Below are 22,826 nucleotides of genomic sequence, written 5' to 3'. Positions count from 1 at the left end.
ATCAGCTCCAGGGAACCGATGACTTGATTTGGTTAATCTCCTTTTGAACCAAGCTCAATTGCTCTCGCCAGTCTGGATACATCTTCCCCGGTGAGGTTTCATGGCTACGTTTCAATCCCTTTTCCAGCTCTATGACCTTTGCCAGCAGCCCGGACGCAAACAGGTTTCCTGCCCCTCCCTTAAGCGAGTGGATTAATCGGAGAGCGGCAGATAACTGTCCGTTGTCCATTTTCCTCGTCAATCTTTTATCGAGATACTGGTATTCCTGAATCCATTTGTAAAGGGCAAATTGGAAAATATACACCTTTCCATCCATACCGGCTATCGCCTGTTCCGCGTGAACACCATTTAGTTCTTGCAGCCATGCTAAATGAATCCAACTGTTTAACACTCTTACAGCGTTCAGTTCATGGACAGGCTTGAGCAGCACTGCATTAATGCCTGAAAGAAGGCAAACCTCCTGTTCATGCTGCGCAGCATCGGCCGTAAAGGCGATAATTGGAAGTCTGTTAAAAGCTTTCTTTCTGCGAATATGTCTGGCCGTCTCAAAGCCATCCATCTCTGGCATATGCAGATCAAGCATTACCATATCCCAGGAACGCAGTTCCAGTGACTCTAACAGTTCTCTTCCGTTTGCAACCATGGTTACTTCAAAACCGCGCTCTGCCAGGAACTCGGTAATTACCACCTGGTTAATCTCATTGTCCTCCGCTATGAGAATTTGATACTTCTGTGTTGTAATCTCTCCTTCATAACGAGGGCTCATCATCGTATATGTATCCAGAGTATTAATATCTACAGAAACTGCCTTTTCCTTTTCCAGCCCCCATCGGATAGCCTCCCATAGAGCGTTCCGAGTCACGGGCTTGGACAAAAAGGCATCCACCCTGCTATCCTCGTCCCCAGTCGCTATCCCTTCCATCTGGTAGACTGTTGTAAGTCCAATGACCTGAGTCATCTGTCTATTCAGCAATTGAAGCCACTTCCTCCGGGTCTCCAGCTCTCGAAAGCCACCCATACTCATGTCGACCATAACCAAATCAAAATGCTCACCATTTTCAAAAGCTTCCACACATTCCTGAAAGGATGAAATGGTGTATGTTTCTAATCCTGTGCTTTGTAGTAATTCGTTCAGACTAAATCTCAACAGCTCATGCCGTACAACAATTAAGGCTTTGCCGCTTATTTGTTTTTCTATCTGTGCGCCTTCCGGATGTAGATCTCCGATATTCAGTTCGACATTAAAGTAAAACCGACTGTATTCTCCCAATCGGCTTTCAACCTCTACATTCCCGCCCATGGCTTCAGCCAAATGCTTGCTAATGGCCAAACCCAGCCCGGAGCCCCCATATCGGCGGCTGGTTGATGTATTCGCTTGGGTAAAAGGGACAAACAGCTTGTTCACACCCACCTCGGAAATACCTATACCCGTATCCTCCACCATAAAGGACAACACTACCCGTCCGTTCTGCTGGCTTAGCATTTTCACCTCTAACAATACATGTCCCTGATCCGTAAATTTGACGGCATTAGTCAGAAGGTTTAAAAGTACCTGTTCCATCCGCAATGGATCACCTTTAACACTTTTGGGTAATTTGGGGTCCGTTATAAAAATGATCTCTATTTCTTTGTGTTCCAGCAAAGTACCCACCGTATCTGCAAGATGCCTAAGCATTTTTTCCAGCTCAAACTCCTGTCTTTCCAATTCCAAACTGCCTGCTTCCATCTTGGAAAAGTCCAGTACGTTATTGAGCATGGACGAGAGGGTACGCGAGGAGGCGAGCAGCTTGTCAAGGTAGTCTTTTTGGACAGCAGTCAGTTCCGTCTTGTTCAACAGCTTGGACAGACCGATGATCCCATTCAGCGGCGTGCGAATTTCGTGGCTCATATGAGCCAAAAAAACGCTTTTGGCATGGTTAGCCTCGTCTACCTCCTTTCTTTTCTGCTCGGAAGCTTTATACTCCGTAATATCCATTACGTGACCGATGACATGCTTGGTGATCCCGTCCTCCCTGACCGGATGTAAGGTAATTAAAGCCGAGTATTCCCAAAACTCCAGCTCAAATACCGTCCGGTCACCGAACCATGCCTGTTTGTAGTATTCGCTAAGCTGCTCCAGCGTTTCAGAGGAAAGCTCGAAAATATCCCCGAGTCGCTTAACATGCTCCCTTCGATTATAGCTGACTTGCAGATCCAAACCCATGCGCTCCAGCAAGCTTCCTTCGAGCAGCCTATAATAAAATTCGTCGCCGCTTTTCTCCAGCCTGAAGGTAAAACCGGGTTGAACCCGAAGCACATTTAGGAGATCACGGTTTTGGCTCAGTAAACGTTGTTCATATGTATGTTTAATGATCCAAACGCGTACAAACAAAGCGATGAACATCAGACCAATCACTAGCTCCAGAACACAAGTCATCAGAGCTCTATCACTTATGCCAAAATATAAGAATAGAATTCCTGTCACTCCATAAAAAACACGCGTGATTGTCTGCCGAATGAGCTGAGAAATCAGATTGCGGCGCGCAAATGTAATAGGTGGCTGAAAAGTCAAAACAATTAATAATATCACGATAACATAAAGCACCAAGTCTCGAACCAAGTGTTCTCCCTCCTGTAATCTCCCTACTTTGTAAGCTATATTGGAAATATAAAAAAACTCAGGACAGATTCCTTATGCCATAAGGCTTAAAGAACTGTCCCGAGCATTCATTGTACTATAGATTCCATAGGGTTCAAGTTCGTTTTAATACTTGAAACGACTAATCATAGACCTCAACTCAGCAGCCATTGTTGATAGCAGCTGAGCAGAGGCTGATATTTCCTCCATGGAAGCCAGCTGCTCTTCTGAGGAAGCGGCAACTTCCTCAGAAGTAGCAGCATTACCGGTTGCAATCGTCGCCAGCTCGTTGGCTGTCGCTGCAATCTCTTGTACACTCGCTGATATCTGTTGTGCAATCGCAGCAACCTCCTCCACCTGAGGTGTGGTCTCCCGAATGCCTTCCATCGCGTCTCCCAGCTTGACAATGGTTTCTTTGGAAATCTGCAGCCCATCCTGAACCTCAGTCGTAACACGGTTCATCGTCTGAACCGTAGTTTCCGTTTCATGCTGAATTTCGGCAATCAATGTGGCAATCTGTGTTGCAGATGCCTGCGATTGCTCTGCCAGCTTGCGCACCTCATCTGCAACGATGGCAAAGCCCTTGCCATGATCACCTGCTCTAGCCGCCTCAATCGCTGCATTCAAGGCCAGTAGGTTCGTCTGATTGGATAGTTCACCAATAACCTTGGTAATTTCACCGATTTCCTGAGAGCGGGCTTGCAAGGTTTGAATCATTCGGTTAGATTGCTCTACTGAATGGTGAATCGAATTCATTTGTTCGCCTGTTTGCTCAACGGATTTCCGTCCTTCCTCTGCTTGTAAAGAGGATCGTCTGGCCAAATCGGCTACCGCAATTGAGCGTTCCGCAATTTGTGTGACTCCCTGTGCAATTTCATCAAGGGCTACTGAGTTATTTTCCAGGCCTGTAGTCTGCTTCTCCGCTCCGCAGGCAATTTCCTGTACAGCCTGGGACACCTGCTCACTTGCAGCACTGGTTTGTTCTGCGCTTACCGTTAGCTCGTTCGAGGATCTAGCGACATGATCTGCACTTTCCCCTACGTTCTGAATGACGGATCGCAAGTTATCCTGCATGTTTCGGAAAGCCAGTCCCAATTGTCCAATCTCATCCTCGCTCTTCACTTGAATGTCCTGCGTCAGATCCCCTGCGCTCACATTAACCGCTTGTTCCTTCAATTTTAAAATAGGTTTAATGATGGAACGGATCAGGAAATAAACAATGATTATCCCCACCACAAGACACCCGACGACCGTAAGCAAGGTGCTGATCAAAATCGGTCGTGCTGCTTCATCCACTTCAGATAAATACAGCGTTCCGCCTATTTTCCAGCCTGTCAGCTTGTTGGTCGCATAGTTCATATATTTGGACTGGCCTTCATACTGATACTCGTATTCACCAGCGTCGCTCTCATACATGGGTGATTCAATATCTGCTATTTTGGTGCCTGGTGCCTTCGTCGGATGAACAATGTAAGTGCGCTTGCTGTCCAGCAATATGGCATAACCTTCACGACCTACTTTAATATTGTTCAGTGTCTCCTTTATACCGCTAATTTTCAGATCGATGCCAATAACACCCGAACCATCCGTCGTAGCCCTGGATACCGTAACCGTCATTTGCTTGGAGGATGCGGAGTGATAGGGCGCACTAATCGCTGTTTTTGCTTGTTCCTTTATAGACTGCTCATACCATGATCTGTCTCGGGGATCATAATTATCCGGTAATTCCTTCTGTGGATAGGTTGTAAATTTACCACCCTTCGTTCCATAATAAATGGATTCTGTTTCAGGATGGAGTGCAATATATTGCTTAAAGAATTCTTCCAAATTCGCCGCTTGTTCCTCCGTCTCCACCAGGTTGCCTTTTAGCCTTTCAGCAAAATATTCTGCATCATGCACCTTGGGTGAAATGGCGCTATCAATAATAAAATTAGTGCGGATGATGGCCTGCTCTGCGCTATCTTCAATTTGGTTTCGAATCTGCTGGCTGGCACTCACAAACGACAGAGCCCCAACAATCATAGATGGTATGATCAAAAAAGCAATAAAAGCGACCATCAGCTTCGTTTTAAAATTATTGCTGAGCATCCTTCTTAAGTCCCATGGTTTTCTTGCAAACTTCTTCATCAGTCAACATCTCCATTTCATCACCTGGATTACTTGCATATTGTGAACCGCTTCGCTTTGCTGATGATTATTCACTCGACAAATTCACTTCCCCTTTTCTGTTCTTCATCATCTCCCTCTAAAACGCTTCGACACAAAATAAGATATAAACACGACAACAAATAGGTATATGTACTTAGTTTTGAATACAGCAAGGCTCCTTGGAACCGATTCCTTAATATAATATACCTAAAAACTATTAAAAAAAATGCACTGAACATGTTAAGGAAATGTTAGTTTTAACTCACTATACCTACCTCTAAACATGAAATAATCCCCTTGAGGTTGGCATACATAAGGTCATTTTTCGAAAATCACCATATGTTGTTACCCCAAGGGGATCAAATTTGTTTTTATTTTAGGTTAATCAATTCAGTAAAGCCTTCAGATCATCGAGATGGGTGACAGGTGCCTGGCAGGCGAAATGCTCGCACACATATACGGCTGGTTTGCCATCCACAAGAGCGTAATCACGGATATAAGGAACCGTCTCTGTAATCTCCGGCTGTCCTTCATCCTTCAAAACAATCACTGTATGGGGTCTGAATCCTGCTCGAACCGCCTGAATGAACTGTACGGTCTGCGGATCATCCCTATGGCCCACAATAACAATCTCCTTCGTCGTTCCAATTGCATACAACAACGAACTGAGCAACGCCGAATAGCCTGACGGGTAATGAGCAACCATGCCGCCAAAAGCCTTAAACTGCTTGGCTGCATAGTCCTCCAATCGAGATTCACCCGTTAGCCGCGCAAGCTTCACAAAATTATGGGCCGCGATACTGTTACCCGACGGAATGGCTCCGTCATAAATTTCTTTAGGCTTGGCAATCAACTGCTCGCTATCTGACCCGTAAAAGAATAATCCGTCCCGTTCTTTATCCCAGAACAGGTCGATCATATCCTGATTAAGCGTCAGCGCCCGTTGCAGATACTGTATGTCAAAGGAGGCCTGGTACAGCTCAATCAAGCCCCACACATAAAAAGCATAGTCATCAACATAGCCGGGATAAGCTGCATCCCCGTCCCGATAACGCGCCAGTAGCCGTCCGTCCTCCCGTCTCAGTTGGTTCCATAGGAACGACTCTGCCTTCTGGGCCTGCTCTGTATATCTGGTATCTCCAAAAGCCTGTCCCGCCTTCGCCAAAGCAGCGATCATCAACCCGTTCCACGAGGTCAAAATCTTGTCATCCTTGTGAGGGTGAACCCGTTGTTCCCTGGCAGCAAACAGCTTGCCGCGTAGCTCATTGACCCGATGTTCCAGTTCCTGTTCGGTCAAGTCATGCTTGATCCCGTAGGCTTCCAGATTAATATCAATCAGGTTCGGAATGTTATGGCCTTCAAAATTCCCGTAAGGTGTAATCCCGTACAAATCGTTAAAAAAGGCGGCATCCTTATCGCCGAGTACAGCCCTTACCTCAGATTCGTCCCAGACATAGAATTTGCCCTCTTCTCCTTCGGAATCCGCATCCTCCGCCGAATAAAAACCCCCTCCTGTATCTGTCATGTCCCTTGCGATATATGTAAAGATTTGTTCCGTAATCTGCCGGTACAGCTCCTTGCCCGTCACCTGCCAAGCCTCTGTATACGCGATGGCCAGCAGAGCGTTGTCATACAGCATTTTTTCAAAATGCGGCACCAGCCACTTCTCATCCACTGAGTACCGTGAAAATCCCATACCTACATGGTCGTAGATTCCGCCCCGATACATCGCATCCAGCGTCTTCTCTGCCATTTCCAGTGCCTGCTGATTTCCAGTGTGCTGTGCATATCGCAGCAAAAATGACAAGTTATGCGGAGAAGGAAACTTCGGAGCTTCCCCGAAGCCGCCATATTCCTTATCGAAGGTATGACTGTACTGATGGAAAGCTTTATTCAAGCTCTGTTCATCCAGTTCACCGCGATACCCCGCAAGCATGTCCTGTCGCTCATGCTCGGTTAGCACCTGCTCACTCAGCTCCACCAGCTCTTCGGGCTGCTCCTTCCACCGGGTTCCCACCTTCTCCAGCAGCTCCAATAGACCGACACGGCCAAACTTTTGCTCCTTGGGCAAATACGTACCCGCAAAAAAAGGCTTCTGATCCGGCGTCATCAGAATCGTCAGCGGCCAACCCCCATGCCCCGTCAACGTCTGGCAGATGGACATATAAATATGATCCACATCCGGACGTTCCTCCCGATCCACCTTAATGGATACATAGTCCCGGTTTAGTATCTCCGCAACCTCTTCATCCTCGAAGGATTCTCTTTCCATTACATGACACCAATGACAAGTGGAATAGCCGACAGATAAGAAAATGGGCTTATTCTCGCGTTTGGCGATTTCAAAAGCCTCATCTGACCAAGGGAACCAGTTAACTGGGTTGTGAGCGTGTTGCAGCAGATACGGTGACTTTTCCTTGGCTAATCTATTGGGTTTGCTGTTCGTTGTCACGACCTCATTTCATTTTGGGATTGGGTAAAGACACCCTTAGTGTTAGTTTACCCCAAATGGACCGGGAAAGTAGCATATATAAAAAAAGTAACCCTCTCCCGGAAGTGCTGTAGCATCCTCTCACCCGGATTGTGGCTATTTTTCAAAGCAACCAACAAAATTACGGGACGCGTAAGATTAAAAAGAAATACACGTTCAGGGATTTAGCGTATCCCGGAGCAGAATCGGACTGGAGACTCTGGTAGATGCCAACTGCATCCTTTACATCTGCCACATCCAGCAATATGTTGTTTGTGCTGCGAAATTTTCCAATGTAGCTTTTAATCGCTGTCAGATCATCAGCATAAACACTTCTACTATTCCGGTCACCTAAATTTCAGCTCCTTTAATGCACACCTCAATCCCTGAGTTAGCTTACAATACAAACTTCAATCTATAAAATAACGTTCATTCCCTCTCATTAATGCCCGATCCTTTGCTTTTAACCGCGGACATGCGTAACAGTAACCAAATTCACGATCCAAGCAATAAGCTAGGCAACAAGCTGTTTTCACTAACATTTTTTGATCAGGGATATTTGGGTGTTCAATGAAATTTGGTTTAATATTAAACGGGTTATTACGGAGTCCGAACGCACTAGCATCGACATCGTGTGTGAGCAATTTGAAAAAAGAAATGATCCTGGTTCTACTTTCTTCATCAGAGGCTTCAGCCAACTCTTCTTGCATTTGAGCATATAACGCATTGACGATTTGTCCCCATAATGGAATAGCGTTTATGGGAGCCAATTGGGACAAAAGTTCGATTACAGGCGTTACCTGTTCCCTGTAAAAGGAATCAAGCGATTTCTTATACTCATCATCACGGCCCATTATCGGAGCATGGCTAAATCGCACTTCGTTGATTTTAAATGAAAAAAGCGGATAGCCGTCAACTACATATAATTGTACGGATAAATTAGATAATGATAAATCCAAAAGCAACACGTTGCCTCGATACAGCATGTGCTGCATCGCACCGCATACCCCCGCGTACCAGCTAATAAAAAAAGCTGCCGCTGCAGATCTTTCTTTAGCTTTGATGAGCGTGCCGTATGTGTCGATTAAGTGCTTCATATTTTCAACTTTTAATAGATCCAATGCAGGGATGGTGAGCACGGTTTTATCAAGCTCATTCAAAGTAAGGAAAAAAATTTCTTCCAAATGTTGAAAATCAACCGTGCCCATAGCATACACTCCCATTATTGTTATCTATTTTTCAAAAGCATGAACGACATCGTTAATAGCATGAAGATCTGCCAGTGGAGACATGCCCAGACTAAACCATTCCTTGCCTCCCATCATGTGAACCTGTTTTTTCTTCACAGCTGTCATGTTTTTCCATAAAGAGCTGTTCAGCATATCCTCATATCTATTCCGAACTTCTTGACTGGAGTCATCGTCTAACTGCAAAATGATATGATCAGGATTATATTCCGGTATTTTTTCCAATGAAATGGATAGACTTAGCTCACCCTGTGGATAATCTTTAATCGGCTTTAGACCTAGTGTCTTATGGATGAAGATTCCCCGATCACTATTTTCTCCGTAAATAACGATCTCCTTCGCCATAATCATCATGTACATGACTGTCTCGTCACCAACTAGAGAATGGAGTTTCTCCTTGGCTTCAGTTTCTTTCGTTTGCAAATTCTGAATGACCTTTTCAGCCTGTTCCACTTTACCTAGAACCCGATATAAACGCCCGCGCCCATCTCACGTGATTTGCGAATGACAAGAGGCAGTTGAAAGCTCTCCGCAGGAAGGCCAAGCGCGGTCCCGTAGATCATGGAAGTCGCAATTACATTGCTGCGTATCCCCTTATCTATACCCGCTTGCCGTATACGTTGGTTGATCGCAATGCGTTCTTCTACGGATCAATTGGTACAAATAGCGTTTCTTCCTCGTATATTTGCTGTCCTTCATACTCACCGTGCGCGTCGTCGGCGACGACACCGGAACCAGATGTGTGTATGAACCGCTTGCCGCTGCCACGAAGCGAGCTGATGAATGTTTCGATGGCCAGAGGATGATCCGAACTAGCCGTATTGATCACCGCATCGCTCCATTGCGCATATTGAGTCAGCACAGCAGAATCATCCAGCGATCCAATAACAGGTTCCACACCTATTTCTTTGACGGCTGCCACCTTTTCAGGACTGCGGATCAATCCATACACCGTATGGCCAGCTTTCCAGCAAGGACTTGGCGACCGCTCCTTGTAACACCCGTGATGAAAATTTTCATATTTGAATACTCCTCTGACTTTGTATTTAGATCCATATTTCGCTATTTGTTTCTGTACTCTGCGTATGCTCCTAGCCATTTCTCCATACCATTCACATAAAATATATAAAAGGTATATTATATCTATAATCAACCCAAAATAAAAATGGTTCACAGAACCATTTTTATTTCTTTGGCAAGTTCGGATATCTTTTGATTTCTCAGATGTTCATCCATTTTGTTCTCCGCTGAAACCATTATTTTTTGAATTAAGCATTCTGTTTCATGGTTCAGACCACAGTCGAACAAAGTAGTTGTGCCTTCAATCGCATGAATAACATCTAGAAACGAAATATCCTCCCAGTTCCGCTTCAATCTGTAACCGCCATTGGCACCCGAAGTGGATTCAATCATTCCCGCCTTGACCAGCTTGGTCAATATTTTGGACAAGTAAGTAGGTGAAACCCCTTGTCGATCCGCCAACTGTTGTACACCAACAGGCTTGTTATTAGGACTTAATACTACTAGAAAGAGCATGGTGTGAAGGGCATAGTTTGTCGCTTTAGAATACTTCATGCTCAGTAGTTCACCTCAATTCAGGATTTAATCTATATATAATATCCTTTATAATGCGGCATCGTCAAGTTTCGAATGCTCCGACAGATAAAAGGAAAAAACAAAGCCCATCCCTGAAATTAAGGTTACGATTCCAAAAGAAGCACGAATACCTTCAAGCATGCTGCCGGAAAAAGAGACTGAGCTAGTTGCTGTCATGCTTGTTACAAGCAAGGCTCCTCCCATTGAACTGCTTACTTAGGATGAACTGTCAGTAAGTAAGTAAGTAAGTAAAGCTATATAGTTTTGCAACGATATAAAGGTTCATTAATGGATATAAAATGTCTACAATACATTTAAAATAACACTTTGTCCATTTGTGATTGAAAACTTTGACAAATTATCCTGTCGGTGAACAAAAAAACTTGTAATTTCGAACAATTAGTTGGTACTGGCTTATCAGGGTAACTATGGAGTATATAAACAACAAAGAAGGCTCTCTCTGGATCTTAAAATAAATGCTGGACAATTCTAAAATCCTTCTGTAAACCAGTCCGTTATCATTGTAATAACTTCAGTTGCATGATTGGTTACACAGTGGTTTCCGTCATCCCATAGTTTAATTGTTTTATTTACAGAAATAGACTCATCATAAATTCTTTGAATACCGGAAGCTGAAAATAAGGGGTCAAGTTTTCCATGATTTAAAAAAAGCGGACATTTGATCCGGTTAGCGTATCCTTCCATGGTCATGCCATCCATAAACCGTTTCAAATCCTGATCCTTTTTATGAGTCAAAGCAGAAAATACATTCGCAAAGTGTGGTAAGAAGGACAGTATTTCTTTGGGAGAGTATGAGCCCCCATTAACAACACAAGCATTCAGTTTGTCACTAATTGCTGCTGTTCTGGCAACCAAGTATCCTCCAAAACTATAACCGATCATCCCGATTTTCTCAAAACGTTGATCTTTGAATACATACTCAATTATTTCATTGAGAGCTTCTTCATTGTTCAATTCCATATACAGTTTATTGAATAATCTGGTTTCACCTTGGCCGGGACCATCCATCATTAGATAGGCTATTCCTCGTTCGGAGTAAAAATGGCTGTAATTGTGATGCTCTTCACGCCATCCATCAGCACCACCGATAGAAATAACAACAGGTACCCGACCGTTTGCTTTTTCAGGCATTCTCAACCAACCAGCCATTTGGCATCCCTTGTATGGAATTTCAACCTTCTCGATTGGTGGAGTATATAATTTTGCCGCTTCGCTGTAACAGATGATTAATTTGCGATACATATCCAGTTTTTTTTCCGTGTCATGAATTATTGTATATTGCCCGACTCTATATGCTGCTGTTGCATTTAAGAAGAATGTTCTTGCAGTAAAAATATGTCCATCTTTTAGAGCCTTTTCCGCAAGCGATTGAGCAGTCTCTGCGATCTCCAGGCATGTGTCAACATAGTCTCTTCCCTGCTGGTATTCTTCCATAAGTTTCAAATAATCAATTAAATCAAATCCATTGGTAATTGCCCTGTCTATGGGTACAGTTCGAATCGTGGCATGAAGCTCCTGCTGGTTTTTATCCATGTCATTAACCACCTCTTCAATTGATTCATTCATCCCGATTGTATTCGTTCAGTTCATTTCGAGGTTGTGTTTAAGCCAGTCAATCATTTCCGGGAACACTTCATCCAGATAGTTCATGGTGCAATGTTCCCCGTCTTCGTAATATTTAAGTTGTTTGTCTCCCTGTGCCCATTTCAACATCTTTTCAGAATGAATTTTTGGTGAGGGCATCACTTCATCCTTCCCTGCATGATAAAACAATAGTGGGACCTGTAGATTCGGAGCCATTTCAATGTCCCAATCAAATGTATGAACGGCTTCTTCAAGTGTCATACATCCAGTCATATAAGTGACGCCACGCTGCCAGATCGGATTCAATTGCTTTAAACCTTGGAGACCCCCGATATAAACCAGCCCACTGTTGCCTACCACGCACTTTACTCGTTTGTCATATGCCGCAGACACTGGGGCTAGATATCCTCCTAAGCTAAAGCCTGCTAAGGCGATTTTTTGAATATCGATTTGATAATCCTGCTGCTTCTCCGACCAGTCGATAATTGCTGAAACCGCTTTGTGATATTCTTTGACATCAAATTTCAGGTCCTTCCACAGTTCTCCCTGCCCGGGGCCATCAAAAGTAATAAAATTGAATCCATGCTGTCTGTAAAGGTTGCCCTGGGAATGGCCTTCAGCTTCCTTAATGTTATCCATTCCATTCACAAAAATGACCAGGGGTTGGTTCGGAATTCCTGAAAGTCGCAAATAAGCAGGAATTTTCACACCTTTAAACGGAATCTCAATTCGGATTGGTTTTTCTTTGTCTTCATATAAACGGATTGCCTGTTTGTAGCTCCTTCTTGCCTTCTCTTGAGCTCCTTCTTTCTGACTGGAATCGATAAAGAAAATGTGTTGGCCAACATGATAGCAACCTACTGCCTCATGAAACAATGCTTTGGCCTTAGTAATATTACCTTCATTTAAAGCCTGCTCGGCTTTTCTATGGAGCTCATCCCCTTCCTTCGTCCATTCTTCACACCACTGCATCCAATTTGGAATTCTGGCGACGACTCTTTTCAACCTTCCGTAATCAATTCCGAAAGATAAGAATCTTCCGTACCATCTGTGATACACATTTTTTTCGTTAAAAATAAACTTAAATGCAAACTTCTCTCGCAGGGACAGCTTCACCAAAGTAATTCCTCCTTAAATTTTATTTGCTTTAACTATAATAGCTATAACAACTATATAGTTAAAAAAATTACTCGGCATTGCTACTTATTCTTTCAAGGACGTTCATAAATACTGCGAATTCTTCGTCAGATATACCTTCCCGAAATTGTTCGTTAATGGATTCCACACAAGGAATCAGATCATGAAACATCATTTTTCCTGCATCAGTCAGGTAAATGCGGATGCTTCTCCTGTCTTTGTCATGGGTTTCCCTTACTATATAGTCTTTCTTAGAAAGAACGTCCAGAATTCTGGTCAGATTTGTTTTGTCTTTGTAAGTTTTAATCGCAATTTCACTTTGAATCAGGCCCGGTTCTGCATAGAGTACATTGAGAACAGTCCATTGCTCAAAAGTGATGTCATATCCTTTATCCAAAAAGGCGCTTAAAAGCCTTCTCTTTATGAGGACTTCTCCCTTAATAATTTTAAATCCGATCAATTGTTTGTAGTCATATTGATTGGTCATTTGTATAACCTGCCTTATTTTTATTGTCATCAATACAATAGCTATAACAACTAATTTCGTCAATAATTATTTTATAAAAAATTCCTGCAACTTATTAATGACATGTCGATAAAAGCTTCACTCCACGCCTACTAACCTTTATATAAATCAGACTTTACCTGGTTAAAAATATATTCCTGCATTTGATCTAAAAGAAGAATGATGTTAGCATCTTTTCCATTTTTCAAAACCCAATGAATAGACATCATTGAGTTAGCAGCATATAGTTCTGCTAAATACTCCAACGCGATCGAAGTTGAAGAATTCTGTTGCTTTAAATAATCTAAGCAAGTCCTAAACAAAATTTGTTCAAATTCTTTACGTAAATCAGCTGATACTTCATGAACGGTTAACAATGTTGAGATCTCGAACTTATTTTTAATCATATTATTGGTTACAAGCTCTATGGCATTTGCCACCTTGCCATCTTCCATTGGATCGAAGCGCTGTTCAATCTCAACTTTAAAATCAGAAGCATACTGTTTAACTATTTTTTCTAGTAAGTCGTACTTATCCAAATAATGACTGTAAAAAGTAGAACGTCCGATAAGAGATTGGTCACAAATTTTTTTGATCGTAATATCTTTAAAATCATTTTGTTGAAGTAATTCAATGAGTGCTCGTTCAATAGCTATTTTTGTTTTATAAATTCTGATATCTTCATTCATTTAACCATTTGCTCCTTATGTGTAAGTTTTCGAACACTTCAAGTATAACGTGTAAGATATCCTACAGATTATACGATGTTAATTATTTTTTATGTAGTAACTATACTCTATAGTAAGCACATACCCAAATTGAAGGAGGAAAATATATGTTTAAACAATATGTAAATAACGAACAATTCAATCTTCAAATTAACCGTTTTATCAATGATTATTATCAAGAAGATGATCGCGCAGAAGCAGACTTGGAAAAAATGATTCCGAAATTAAACGATACCCATAGCTGGTATAAAGCCTGGTTAGATTTTGCAAAGAAACGCGAAGATAGCAAGGACTATGACTTAGCCTCAGTCTACTATCAAGCAGCAGAATTTTATCTTACACCCACAGATCCCAATAAAGAAAAAATGTATCGAAAATATAGAGAAACCTTCTATAAAGGCTTTCATGATTTTGATTATGAATCCTACAAGATTTCCTATGAAGACTCCTATCTTCCTGCTGTAAAATTATTGACACCTGGAGCTAACAAAACATTACTTGTCTTTGGTGGTTATGATTCTTACATGGAAGAGATGCTTAAGATGATGAAATTCATGAAAGGAATTGATTACAATATTATTGTATTTGATGGTCCAGGACAAGGAACTGCATTAAAAAACGGTCTTAAATTCATTCACAACTGGGAAAAGCCAATATCAACTGTGATTGATTATTTCAAATTAGATCGTGTAAGCCTCGTAGGTGCTTCCTGGGGAGGGTATTTAGCTATGCGTGCTGCAGCTTTTGAAAAGAGAATCGATAAAGTAATTGCTTTTAACATTTTCTATTGTGGTTTAGATGCATTAAAAATGGGTATGCCAGCAGAAACTTATCATAATATGATGCAACTAGTCGATCGTAATGAAGTAGATCAAGTGAATTCTTTACTTGAAAAGATGATGACTCACAATATTGATTTACATTGGAAGATTACCAAAAGGATGGAAAACACCGGTGAATCAACGCCTTTTGGCCTCATTAAAAATTTCGAAAAACACACGATGCAAGGCATTGGAGCATTCATTAATCAAGATGTTCTCTTATTAGCTGGAGAAGATGATCAATATGTACCTATTAGCCGACTACCACAAATTCAACAAGAATTAATAAATGCTGCTTCCATTACAACCAAAGTATTTACTAAAGAAACAGGCGGTGAACAACACTGTCAAGCAGGTCACAGGGAGTTAGCATTTAATGAAATGAAGAAATTCCTGTAACATAAAGGGATTATTAATGTAACATAAATCCCAAAACCATGGTTGACATTTTGGGCTCACCAAAAAAAAATATGGGCATATGCTAATGTATTCTTGATGGAAAAAAGGAGGAGAAAAAATTGGCATATACTCATTATCCACAATCGACTCATATGTATAGTCATTATCCGCAATCGACTCATATGCACAATTTGAAAAATGAAACCTTAGCGGTAGTTGAGCCTTGGGTAAAAAACGGTTTGTGGGAAGCGAAGACCATTTCTACGGAACATGCTTTAAGAGAGGCGGCAGCAGTTTCCTACCTCATAGGAAGAGGATATCATCCGCAACATGCTCATCAAATTGTGGAATCGTGGTGGCATCATCAATAAAACAGGAATGTAAATTGGATCGCTTATGCGGTCCATTTTTACTTTATTGGCAACCCTATGAGTTTGTTCATCCTTTGAAATACATACAATTGAACATAATGAAAAATTATGCTCATACATTTACTCAGTTAAGCCTATAATGGGGAGGATTTCAATTCTGATGTCTGAAAAGATAAAGCTGCAAAAATTTGTGGATGAACTGCCTATCCCAAGCACGTTATCTCCCAAGAAGCGAAGCCATAATAGCTCATACTATGAAGTGACTATGAGGGAATTTACCCAGAAGCTGCATAGAGACCTGGGACCAACCCGTTTATGGGGGTATGAAGGGATATTTCCGGGACCTACGTTCCAAGTGATGCAGAATGAAACCGTACATATCAAATGGATGAGTGATCTGCCCAATAAACACTTTCTTCCCGTTGATACCACGATTCACGGTTCCGAAGTAACTCTTCCAGAGGGCAGAAGCGTTGTACATTTGCACGGAGGAAGAACACCTGCTCATAGTGATGGTTACCCCGAAGCGTGGTTTACACGGGATTTTCAACAAACAGGGCCTTTATTTGAACGTGAGATTTATACGTACCCCAACATTGAGCCGGCCACCATGTTATGGTATCACGACCATACAGTAGGAATTACAAGATTAAACGTCTACGCAGGACTCGCGGGCTTGTATCTCATTCGCGACGAGAATGAACAATCCCTTAATCTTCCGAAAGGAAGCTATGAAATCCCTCTACTCATAGTGGACCGTTCGTTCAACCCGGACGGATCACTTTACTACCCCAGCACATCGGATCCAAACGATACACGTCTTCCTCATCCTTCTCTGGTCTCTCCTTTTGATGCGGATACGATACTGGTAAATGGGAAGGTCTATCCATTTCTGAACGTTGAACCAAGAAAATACCGATTCCGAATTTTAAACGCATCCAATAGTCGAATCCTTACATTGAAACTGGACTCCAATCAGCCTTTTTATCAAATTGGCACGGATCGTGGCCTTCTGGAGACAACGATAAAAATAAATGAATTTATACTTATGAGTGCCGAGCGTGTAGATGTGATCGTTGATTTTTCTCAATACTATGGTCAAACCATCACTCTCAAAAATGTCACCAAGAGTGCATCGCCAGAAACAACAGATGTCATGCAATTCAGAGTAAGCGTTCCATTAAGAAGTGCAGATACCAGCTCCCTTCCTTTTTACCTAAGAGAAATCAAAGGATTTCCTATAAATATGGCAAAGAGAATCAGAGATTTAAAACTCGTCAGAATCAAGGATCAATATGGTCGATCTTTTAATTTATTGGATGGAAGAATGTGGATGGATCGAATATCCGAAAAAATTGAAGTAGATACCATTGAAATTTGGCGTATCATCAATGTAATCGATGATTTTCCTCACCCCATTCACCTCCATTTGGTTGGCTTCCAAATCCTGGGTCGCCAGCCTTTTGACGTTGCTCATTTTCAAAAAACCGGAAACCTTATTTTCACAGGACCTGCCGCCCCTCCTGAACCCTATGAAAGGGGATTAAAAGATACCGTTCGGAGTCCCTTTGGTTACGTTACATCCATTATCAGCCGTTTCGGACCATTCACCGGACGCTTTGTATGGCATTGTCACATGCTGGAACATGAAGATCACGAAATGATGCGCCCCATGGTGGTTTATAAAGCACAGGACGGGAAAAAAGGTGAGGGTCGTAGATAGCAGTGTATTATTATTCAGAAATGAACAATAATTATGATATGTATAGCAAGCCATTGGCTCTTTAATCCCAAAACGGTGAACATCCTATGTAAACGTCAAATAGCCCACACCTTGTAAGTAACTCAACTTTCGCAGTTTGAGTGACCGAATAAACCCTTGATGCACAAGGGCAAATCGGCTATCCACTGTCGAAGTTGACCACCATACGTTTTGTTTGCTTTGTTTGTTTTTTGCGGATGCGAGATCTACAAAGAATGCCATCAATTGTTGCAGAGCCGTTTGGTAATCCAGATCACGAAGTTCATCGGCATACCAAAAAAATAGCCCGCGAGTGTACACACATCCCCTGCTTCTCGCCATTAGCTATTCGCGACGCATGTTCTGGTTTCGAACGAACACCCGAAGCCATTCAACGGTACCTTACTTTTCTGTAAGATAACAGTTGAAATGGTGGCTGAGGTAAACCCTGGTATCTCTACATTTCTTGTGATGCACAAAAATAAATGGGTTTCTCCGACCATCAACAGTATGGTCTCTCTAATACCGTGAGCAATTAGAAAACTAGATTTAATTATTTTGGTTTTTTGTTCCCCACTCACATAACCCTTCCAAAACGGGTAATAGCGTTTCCGCTTTATCTGTGAGACTGTACTCAACTTTAGGGGGAACTTGAGGATATTCTTTCCGATTCACCAGACCATCCGCTTCCAATTCTTTTAGTTGTGAACTCAATGTTTTATAAGTAATAGCTCCTATCTGTCTTTTCAGATCATTAAAGCGAACCGTTTGGTTTTCTGCTAGGAGATAAATAATAACCATTTTCCATTTACCACCAATCACTGACACTGTATAACCAAAAGGTGTATCTTGAATATTTTTAACTTTACCTATATATTCAGCCATACTCATTTTTACACTATCCTTTCGGGTAGTACCTATCAAAAAAGTGCGTACTACGTTTTTATTTGCGTTCAGTTTATACTAACCTTACTTTGAAGTAAAGGAGATAAAAACATGGCTAAAAAAACAATACGCCTTTTAATGCCACAATGGCAAGGGGGGTACAACCCTAACTACTCTTTTGGAGCCGAACTGCTTGCTTGGCTAGCTCCGGACAATGATCAACCCCTTATTCATGTTCCAGTTCAAGCTTACGATGGAACTCCTCTTGAAAACGAGAACGGTATGAATGGGAGAAAACAGCTACTTGAACAATTAGAGGCTGCTCAGCATATCATTAATGCTCATAAGCCAGATCGCATTGTAATGTTTGGTGGTGACTGCTTAGTCGAACAAGCCCCATTTGCCTATTTAAACGAACGATACGGTGGGGAATTAGGTTTAATTTGGATCGATGCTCACAGTGATTTAGTTAGATATGTGGGCTATGATAACGGACATACATTACCGCTCGGGAATCTTTTGGGAGAAGGAGATGAGGAGTTCGCAAAACATGTGAAAATCCCTCTAAAACCTGAAAATATCTTTATCGCGGGATTAGCTGCTCCTACAGAACAAGAAACAGAAGTGATTTCAGAAGCGTTTCAAAGACTAGGTATAGCTCCTGCAGAACAAGACACAGAAGTGATTCAAAGACTAGGTATTAAAACCGCAGGAACCAAAGAGTTAACGAACAGTACTGAATCTATAAGAGAGTGGATTAAAGAAAGTGGCATTAAGCACCTAGCTATTCACCTTGATTTAGATGTGCTTGACCCAAAGGCATTTCGTTCTTTATTATTCGCCAACCCTGAAGCACCTTATAACTATTCTCCTGCGGGAACAATGCAAATGCCTCAACTACTTAATCTGATTAAAGAACTATCAGAAGAAACAGATGTAGTTGGATTAGGTATAACGGAGCATATGCCGTGGGATTCTATTAACTTAAAGAATCTGCTTGGAGAGATACCTATTTTAAATAAGTAAATTCATAAATGGAATTATAACAGAACTATGATCTGCTTAATCATAAAAATACACTCACGCACTTTATGTTTGCGTGGGTGTATTTTTATGTGGGATGCGGCAAGTACCGTAGCTGGTGCAGACCTGCTCCTCCTCAGGTAAAAACATAGGTGATGGTTCCCACAGGGAATTAATCCAGCTTCGCCTTGCGGCTGTCAGCAGATTTTATCCGACTTGTAGGTGACCGTCTTCATGTCTGGCTCCTGCGAGGCAAGTGTCGCGAACACCTCGGCTTCATTGAACAGATTCAGCTCCAATTGATCGGGCTCCGTCTTCTCGCTCGAGGCTATGCAGCCATCATACTCATGGTATGGGAATCAGTTCGTTTTACTGAAGCGAGACTCCGGTGCAGCTTATTATTGACGATTCCGATCACCACATCAGGCTCCATTACATCCTGATGGGAGAGCATAACCATTGCTGCAATATCTCCCATTTGATATGCCGCCGTCAACGCCCTCAGAAAAGTTTTTGACTTTTCACTTTCCGGTAAGGATAACTCTCCTTTGAGGAGGTCCTCCTTGACTGCTCCAAGCGATTTTCGTGCCCGGTGGAGTGCAACTTTTATCGCTCCCTCCGTTGTTTCGAGCATGTCGGATGTCTCACTAATCGAATATCCAAACACATCTCGCAGCAAAAAAACAGTTCTCTGAAGCGGAGATAAATGATTCATTAAGGACTGCAACGCTAGCTCGATTTCAAAAGGTCCATTATCCGGCACGGTTACTTTCGCTTGTTCCCTATTCACTATCCGAGTGTAGACTGCTTTTCTCCGTATATCATCAATCCAGGTGTTCTTAGCAATCCGTAGCAAAAGCGCTTTGGGATTTGTATGCTTGAAGCTATTTAACTTTCCTAATGCTTTTACCCAAGTGTCCTGCGCCAGTTCTTCCGCATCCCAATTTGATTTCGTAAGCGACAGACAGTAACGTTTCAGGACCGCCTGTAATTCCTCCAAGTTCTCGATGTTCATTATATTGGCTTTCATTTGTATAGAATCATCTATGCTCATAGGCCTTCTCCTCCATGGTCTTATTCTGTCCTTTGCTAGAGCAAAGCCTTTTGCTACTTCCAATGTAAACGAACAAGTGGTTGTAAAAGTTACACTATTTACGCAAATCGTTTTTCCATTGAAACCTCCGTATCTTTTTACGGTCTCGGTTCGTTTACAAGGAGAAATCAACTGAAAACAGGAAAGTGGGGGTAAAAAAATGAGTGTTTATGTTCCTTATGTTGTCGAGCAAACCGCTCAAGGTGAAAGATCGTACGATATCTATTCCAGACTATTAAAGGATCGTATTGTGTTTGTAGGGGCAGCCATCGACGATCATTTGGCTAACAGTATTATTGCTCAATTATTGTTCCTGGCGGCGGAAGATCCGGAAAAAGGAATTTACATGTACATCAACAGCCTGGGTGGCTCTACTTCCGCAGGATTTGCCATTTATGATACGATGCAGTACATCAAACCCGATGTGCATACGATATGTACGGGATTTGCTGCTTCGTTTGGCGCGATCCTGTTGCTGGCCGGCGCCAAAGGGAAACGTTCGGCGCTGCCGAACAGTGAGATTATGATCCATCAGCCGCACGGCGGCGCACAAGGGCAGGCCAGCGATATTGCGATCAGCGCAAAACGAATTTTATGGACTCGTGAAAAGGCAACCCGTATCACAGCCGAACGGACCGGGCAATCCTTTGAAAAAGTCGAAAAAGATATGGACCGGGATTTTTACATGTCCGCTCAGGAAGCACTGGAATATGGTGTTATTGATCAAGTGGTGACTTCTTTGTAGAGTATGTCAAAAACCTAATGATCCGGCAAGAAACTTCAAGAAAATACGAGGTGATATCATGTTAGCAAGCTTACAAGGCAAGGAAGTAACTATTCATTTTATAGATGGGACAAATGCATGCAACGGGATATTGGATCAGATTGACGACAAGTTCGTTAAGTACCTTACGCAATATCAGACGCTTGTTATTCCTATTACGTCCATTCGCACCGTATCCATTGACATTAAGGAACGGCAACGCTACAGAGTTGGATTCGCCCCATGAACCTATTTTAGCATTACTGGTACTCGCCGATTCAACAAGTCGTGCGATCGGATCGGCGAGCCGCATGGGTGGCGTCTTTCTCAACCGGCATGTGATTGTTCAAGGGTGAGGACTTTCATATTATTTTATGTATAAATTTCATTTTATGGAGGCCCGATATTATGCAAATTTCAAAGGGAGTAGAAATACTTCATCTAGATTTTCATGGGAATATGATTCACCCCATTCTTTTGTGGGATCGAGAAATGGCTGTTTTAATAGACACAGGATTCCCAGGGCAATTTGAAGATTTACGCATGGCCATGGAAAAGGTAGGCGTGTCGTTCGACAAACTAAAAGCTGTGATTTTGACACATCAGGATGTGGATCATATAGGCAGTCTTCCTGAGATTTTGCAGGAGTGTGGCCATAATATTAAAGTATATGCTCACGAACTGGATAAGCCGTATATTCAGGGGGAGATACCTCTTTTAAAAGATGGTCACCTTGAGAATCCCCCGAAGGGCAAAGTGGACGATACCTTAATAGATGGTCAGGAACTGCCGTTTTGCGGCAGGATTCGCGTCATCCATACTCCTGGGCATACCCCTGGTCATATCAGCCTTTATTTAAGGCAAAGTAAGACCCTCATTGCCGGGGATTCGATGTACAGTGTAAACGAGATTCTCGGGGGAATTCATGTCCCAACCACACCCGATATGAATGCCGCTCGTCTCTCATTGAAAAAGTATTTAGATCTCGACATTGCATCCGTGGTTTGTTATCACGGGGGACTAAGTAATGTAAATGTGAATGATCAGATATTAGAACTTAGCCAAGGATTATAAAGTTAAAGTTTCAAGCGCTGGTTACCCAATCAGCAAGTAAAAACTGACTCCAATTATGGGGTCGGTTTAGTTCATTCGTTTTCTCCGTTATTCAATGGAGAAGTCCATAATATTGTTTATATCTGTTGATCCATTCTTCTTTTGAAAGTCTTTAAAATCATGTGGTTCACTATGAATTTAATCTCGTTAGAAAATCCTCTAGCATCTTCTTAGAGACAATGCCTGCTTTTGGAAGCAAATCATTTATACGATTCAATATGGACGGTTTGTCTAGTATCATTTGTTTGCTTTCTTGGGTTGTAAAGCTTCTTAGAGTATCTATGCATATCTCAAATAGTTCCTCATCTTCAGTACTTAGCAATGATAATAGAATTTCCAGTTCATACCTGTTGCAAGAAGTATCCAAACAATAAGCAAGTTTTTTCTGCCATTCTAGCGGTCTATTATGCACAATAATTGATAGTTCCTGCCAATCTTTTGAACTGAACTTTGATAGCTTTTCAGATGCCATAACGCACCCTACATCATACCAAAAATCAGTAGTATGCTGGTATTCTGTAATAAATTCATCTAAATTTGTATACAAATTAGTTTCCTCCATTA

Annotated in this window: 23 protein-coding genes and 1 pseudogene; 7 read left to right on the top strand and 17 right to left on the bottom strand. The window is 42.1% G+C overall.

The features are described 5' to 3' along the window. Position 1: 1 nt before the first annotated feature. The 12 genes from ACWXW9_RS02210 to ACWXW9_RS02155 all read right to left on the bottom strand — a co-directional run bounded on the left by ACWXW9_RS02210 (position 2) and on the right by ACWXW9_RS02155 (position 14,014). Positions 2-2,599 carry a response regulator gene (locus tag ACWXW9_RS02210; protein WP_494928074.1) on the bottom strand — a complete coding sequence of 866 codons (2,598 nt, stop codon included), beginning with the start codon at positions 2,597-2,599 and terminating at the stop codon, positions 2-4. A gap of 144 nt (positions 2,600-2,743) precedes the next feature. Continuing rightward, positions 2,744-4,744, bottom strand: a complete 2,001-nt coding sequence (locus ACWXW9_RS02205; protein WP_494928073.1) for a methyl-accepting chemotaxis protein — start codon at positions 4,742-4,744, stop codon at positions 2,744-2,746. A gap of 406 nt (positions 4,745-5,150) precedes the next feature. Further along, positions 5,151-7,217 carry a thioredoxin domain-containing protein gene (locus ACWXW9_RS02200; RefSeq protein ID WP_494928072.1) on the bottom strand — a complete coding sequence of 689 codons (2,067 nt, stop codon included), beginning with the start codon at positions 7,215-7,217 and terminating at the stop codon, positions 5,151-5,153. Between the two features lie 428 nt (positions 7,218-7,645). Continuing rightward, positions 7,646-8,443: a hypothetical protein gene (locus ACWXW9_RS02195; protein ID WP_494928071.1), complete on the bottom strand. Its 798-nt coding sequence runs from the start codon at positions 8,441-8,443 to the stop codon at positions 7,646-7,648. Between the two features lie 24 nt (positions 8,444-8,467). Continuing rightward, positions 8,468-8,905, bottom strand: coding sequence for an ABC transporter substrate-binding protein (locus ACWXW9_RS02190; RefSeq protein ID WP_494928070.1), 438 nt, complete (start codon positions 8,903-8,905; stop codon positions 8,468-8,470). Positions 8,906-9,125: 220 nt separating this feature from the next. Further along, positions 9,126-9,434 carry a hypothetical protein gene (locus tag ACWXW9_RS02185; protein WP_494928069.1) on the bottom strand — a complete coding sequence of 103 codons (309 nt, stop codon included), beginning with the start codon at positions 9,432-9,434 and terminating at the stop codon, positions 9,126-9,128. 218 nt (positions 9,435-9,652) lie between these two features. Then, positions 9,653-10,057: an Rrf2 family transcriptional regulator gene (locus ACWXW9_RS02180; protein ID WP_494928068.1), complete on the bottom strand. Its 405-nt coding sequence runs from the start codon at positions 10,055-10,057 to the stop codon at positions 9,653-9,655. Between the two features lie 48 nt (positions 10,058-10,105). After that, entirely contained in the window at positions 10,106-10,255 is a 150-nt protein-coding gene (locus tag ACWXW9_RS02175) for a hypothetical protein (RefSeq protein WP_494928067.1), read from the bottom strand. Positions 10,256-10,567: 312 nt separating this feature from the next. Further along, a complete protein-coding gene (locus tag ACWXW9_RS02170; protein WP_494928066.1) occupies positions 10,568-11,632 on the bottom strand; it encodes an alpha/beta hydrolase family protein in 1,065 nt (354 codons plus the stop codon). Between the two features lie 48 nt (positions 11,633-11,680). Further along, complete coding sequence (locus ACWXW9_RS02165) at positions 11,681-12,799, bottom strand: alpha/beta hydrolase family protein (protein WP_494928160.1); 1,119 nt, start codon at positions 12,797-12,799, stop codon at positions 11,681-11,683. A gap of 70 nt (positions 12,800-12,869) precedes the next feature. After that, positions 12,870-13,370: a MarR family winged helix-turn-helix transcriptional regulator gene (locus ACWXW9_RS02160; RefSeq protein ID WP_494928065.1), complete on the bottom strand. Its 501-nt coding sequence runs from the start codon at positions 13,368-13,370 to the stop codon at positions 12,870-12,872. Positions 13,371-13,438: 68 nt separating this feature from the next. Next, positions 13,439-14,014, bottom strand: coding sequence for a TetR/AcrR family transcriptional regulator (locus ACWXW9_RS02155; RefSeq protein WP_494928064.1), 576 nt, complete (start codon positions 14,012-14,014; stop codon positions 13,439-13,441). A gap of 146 nt (positions 14,015-14,160) precedes the next feature. On the opposite strand from ACWXW9_RS02155, the gene ACWXW9_RS02150 reads away from it, so the two are divergent. From ACWXW9_RS02150 to ACWXW9_RS02140, 3 genes are all read left to right on the top strand, one after another. Next, entirely contained in the window at positions 14,161-15,273 is a 1,113-nt protein-coding gene (locus tag ACWXW9_RS02150) for an alpha/beta fold hydrolase (protein WP_494928063.1), read from the top strand. Between the two features lie 119 nt (positions 15,274-15,392). Beyond that, on the top strand, positions 15,393-15,644 hold the full coding sequence (locus ACWXW9_RS02145; protein ID WP_494928062.1) for a hypothetical protein: 252 nt from the start codon (positions 15,393-15,395) through the stop codon (positions 15,642-15,644). 160 nt (positions 15,645-15,804) lie between these two features. Continuing rightward, positions 15,805-17,367: a multicopper oxidase family protein gene (locus tag ACWXW9_RS02140; protein ID WP_494928061.1), complete on the top strand. Its 1,563-nt coding sequence runs from the start codon at positions 15,805-15,807 to the stop codon at positions 17,365-17,367. Positions 17,368-17,451: 84 nt separating this feature from the next. On the opposite strand, the gene ACWXW9_RS02135 is transcribed toward ACWXW9_RS02140, so the two are convergent. Both ACWXW9_RS02135 and ACWXW9_RS02130 read right to left on the bottom strand, forming a co-directional pair. Next, complete coding sequence (locus ACWXW9_RS02135; RefSeq protein ID WP_494928060.1) at positions 17,452-17,727, bottom strand: hypothetical protein; 276 nt, start codon at positions 17,725-17,727, stop codon at positions 17,452-17,454. Positions 17,728-17,934: 207 nt separating this feature from the next. After that, on the bottom strand, positions 17,935-18,276 hold the full coding sequence (locus tag ACWXW9_RS02130; protein ID WP_494928059.1) for a winged helix-turn-helix transcriptional regulator: 342 nt from the start codon (positions 18,274-18,276) through the stop codon (positions 17,935-17,937). A gap of 105 nt (positions 18,277-18,381) precedes the next feature. Between ACWXW9_RS02130 and ACWXW9_RS02125 the strand changes: the two genes are divergently transcribed. Then, positions 18,382-19,296 (top strand): arginase family protein, encoded by a 915-nt coding sequence (locus ACWXW9_RS02125; protein WP_494928058.1) that lies wholly within the window; start codon positions 18,382-18,384, stop codon positions 19,294-19,296. Positions 19,297-19,401: 105 nt separating this feature from the next. Here the strand turns inward: ACWXW9_RS02125 and ACWXW9_RS02120 are convergent. Continuing rightward, positions 19,402-19,622 (bottom strand): annotated as a pseudogene (locus ACWXW9_RS02120) (IS66 family transposase); the annotation flags it as partial. Further along, positions 19,622-20,347: an RNA polymerase sigma factor gene (locus ACWXW9_RS02115; RefSeq protein WP_494928057.1), complete on the bottom strand. Its 726-nt coding sequence runs from the start codon at positions 20,345-20,347 to the stop codon at positions 19,622-19,624. The gene ACWXW9_RS02115 and the pseudogene ACWXW9_RS02120, both read right to left, overlap by 1 nt. Positions 20,348-20,546: 199 nt before the next feature. Here ACWXW9_RS02115 and clpP point away from each other — a divergent pair, with 199 nt between their 5' ends. The 3 genes from clpP (at position 20,547) to ACWXW9_RS02100 (ending at position 22,223) form a co-directional block, all read left to right on the top strand. Next, positions 20,547-21,131: an ATP-dependent Clp endopeptidase proteolytic subunit ClpP gene (clpP, locus tag ACWXW9_RS02110; protein WP_494928056.1), complete on the top strand. Its 585-nt coding sequence runs from the start codon at positions 20,547-20,549 to the stop codon at positions 21,129-21,131. A gap of 58 nt (positions 21,132-21,189) precedes the next feature. Beyond that, on the top strand, positions 21,190-21,396 hold the full coding sequence (locus tag ACWXW9_RS02105) for a hypothetical protein (RefSeq protein ID WP_494928055.1): 207 nt from the start codon (positions 21,190-21,192) through the stop codon (positions 21,394-21,396). A gap of 161 nt (positions 21,397-21,557) precedes the next feature. Next, positions 21,558-22,223: an MBL fold metallo-hydrolase gene (locus tag ACWXW9_RS02100; protein ID WP_494928054.1), complete on the top strand. Its 666-nt coding sequence runs from the start codon at positions 21,558-21,560 to the stop codon at positions 22,221-22,223. A gap of 169 nt (positions 22,224-22,392) precedes the next feature. Here the strand turns inward: ACWXW9_RS02100 and ACWXW9_RS02095 are convergent, their stop codons facing one another. Beyond that, positions 22,393-22,809 (bottom strand): hypothetical protein, encoded by a 417-nt coding sequence (locus tag ACWXW9_RS02095; RefSeq protein WP_494928053.1) that lies wholly within the window; start codon positions 22,807-22,809, stop codon positions 22,393-22,395. Positions 22,810-22,826: the final 17 nt, after the last annotated feature.

It is taken from the genome of Paenibacillus sp. LT-B23, from assembly GCF_059417685.1.
The sequence above is the reverse complement of the archived record's forward strand: the minus strand, read 5'-3'. Positions and strand labels throughout refer to the sequence as shown.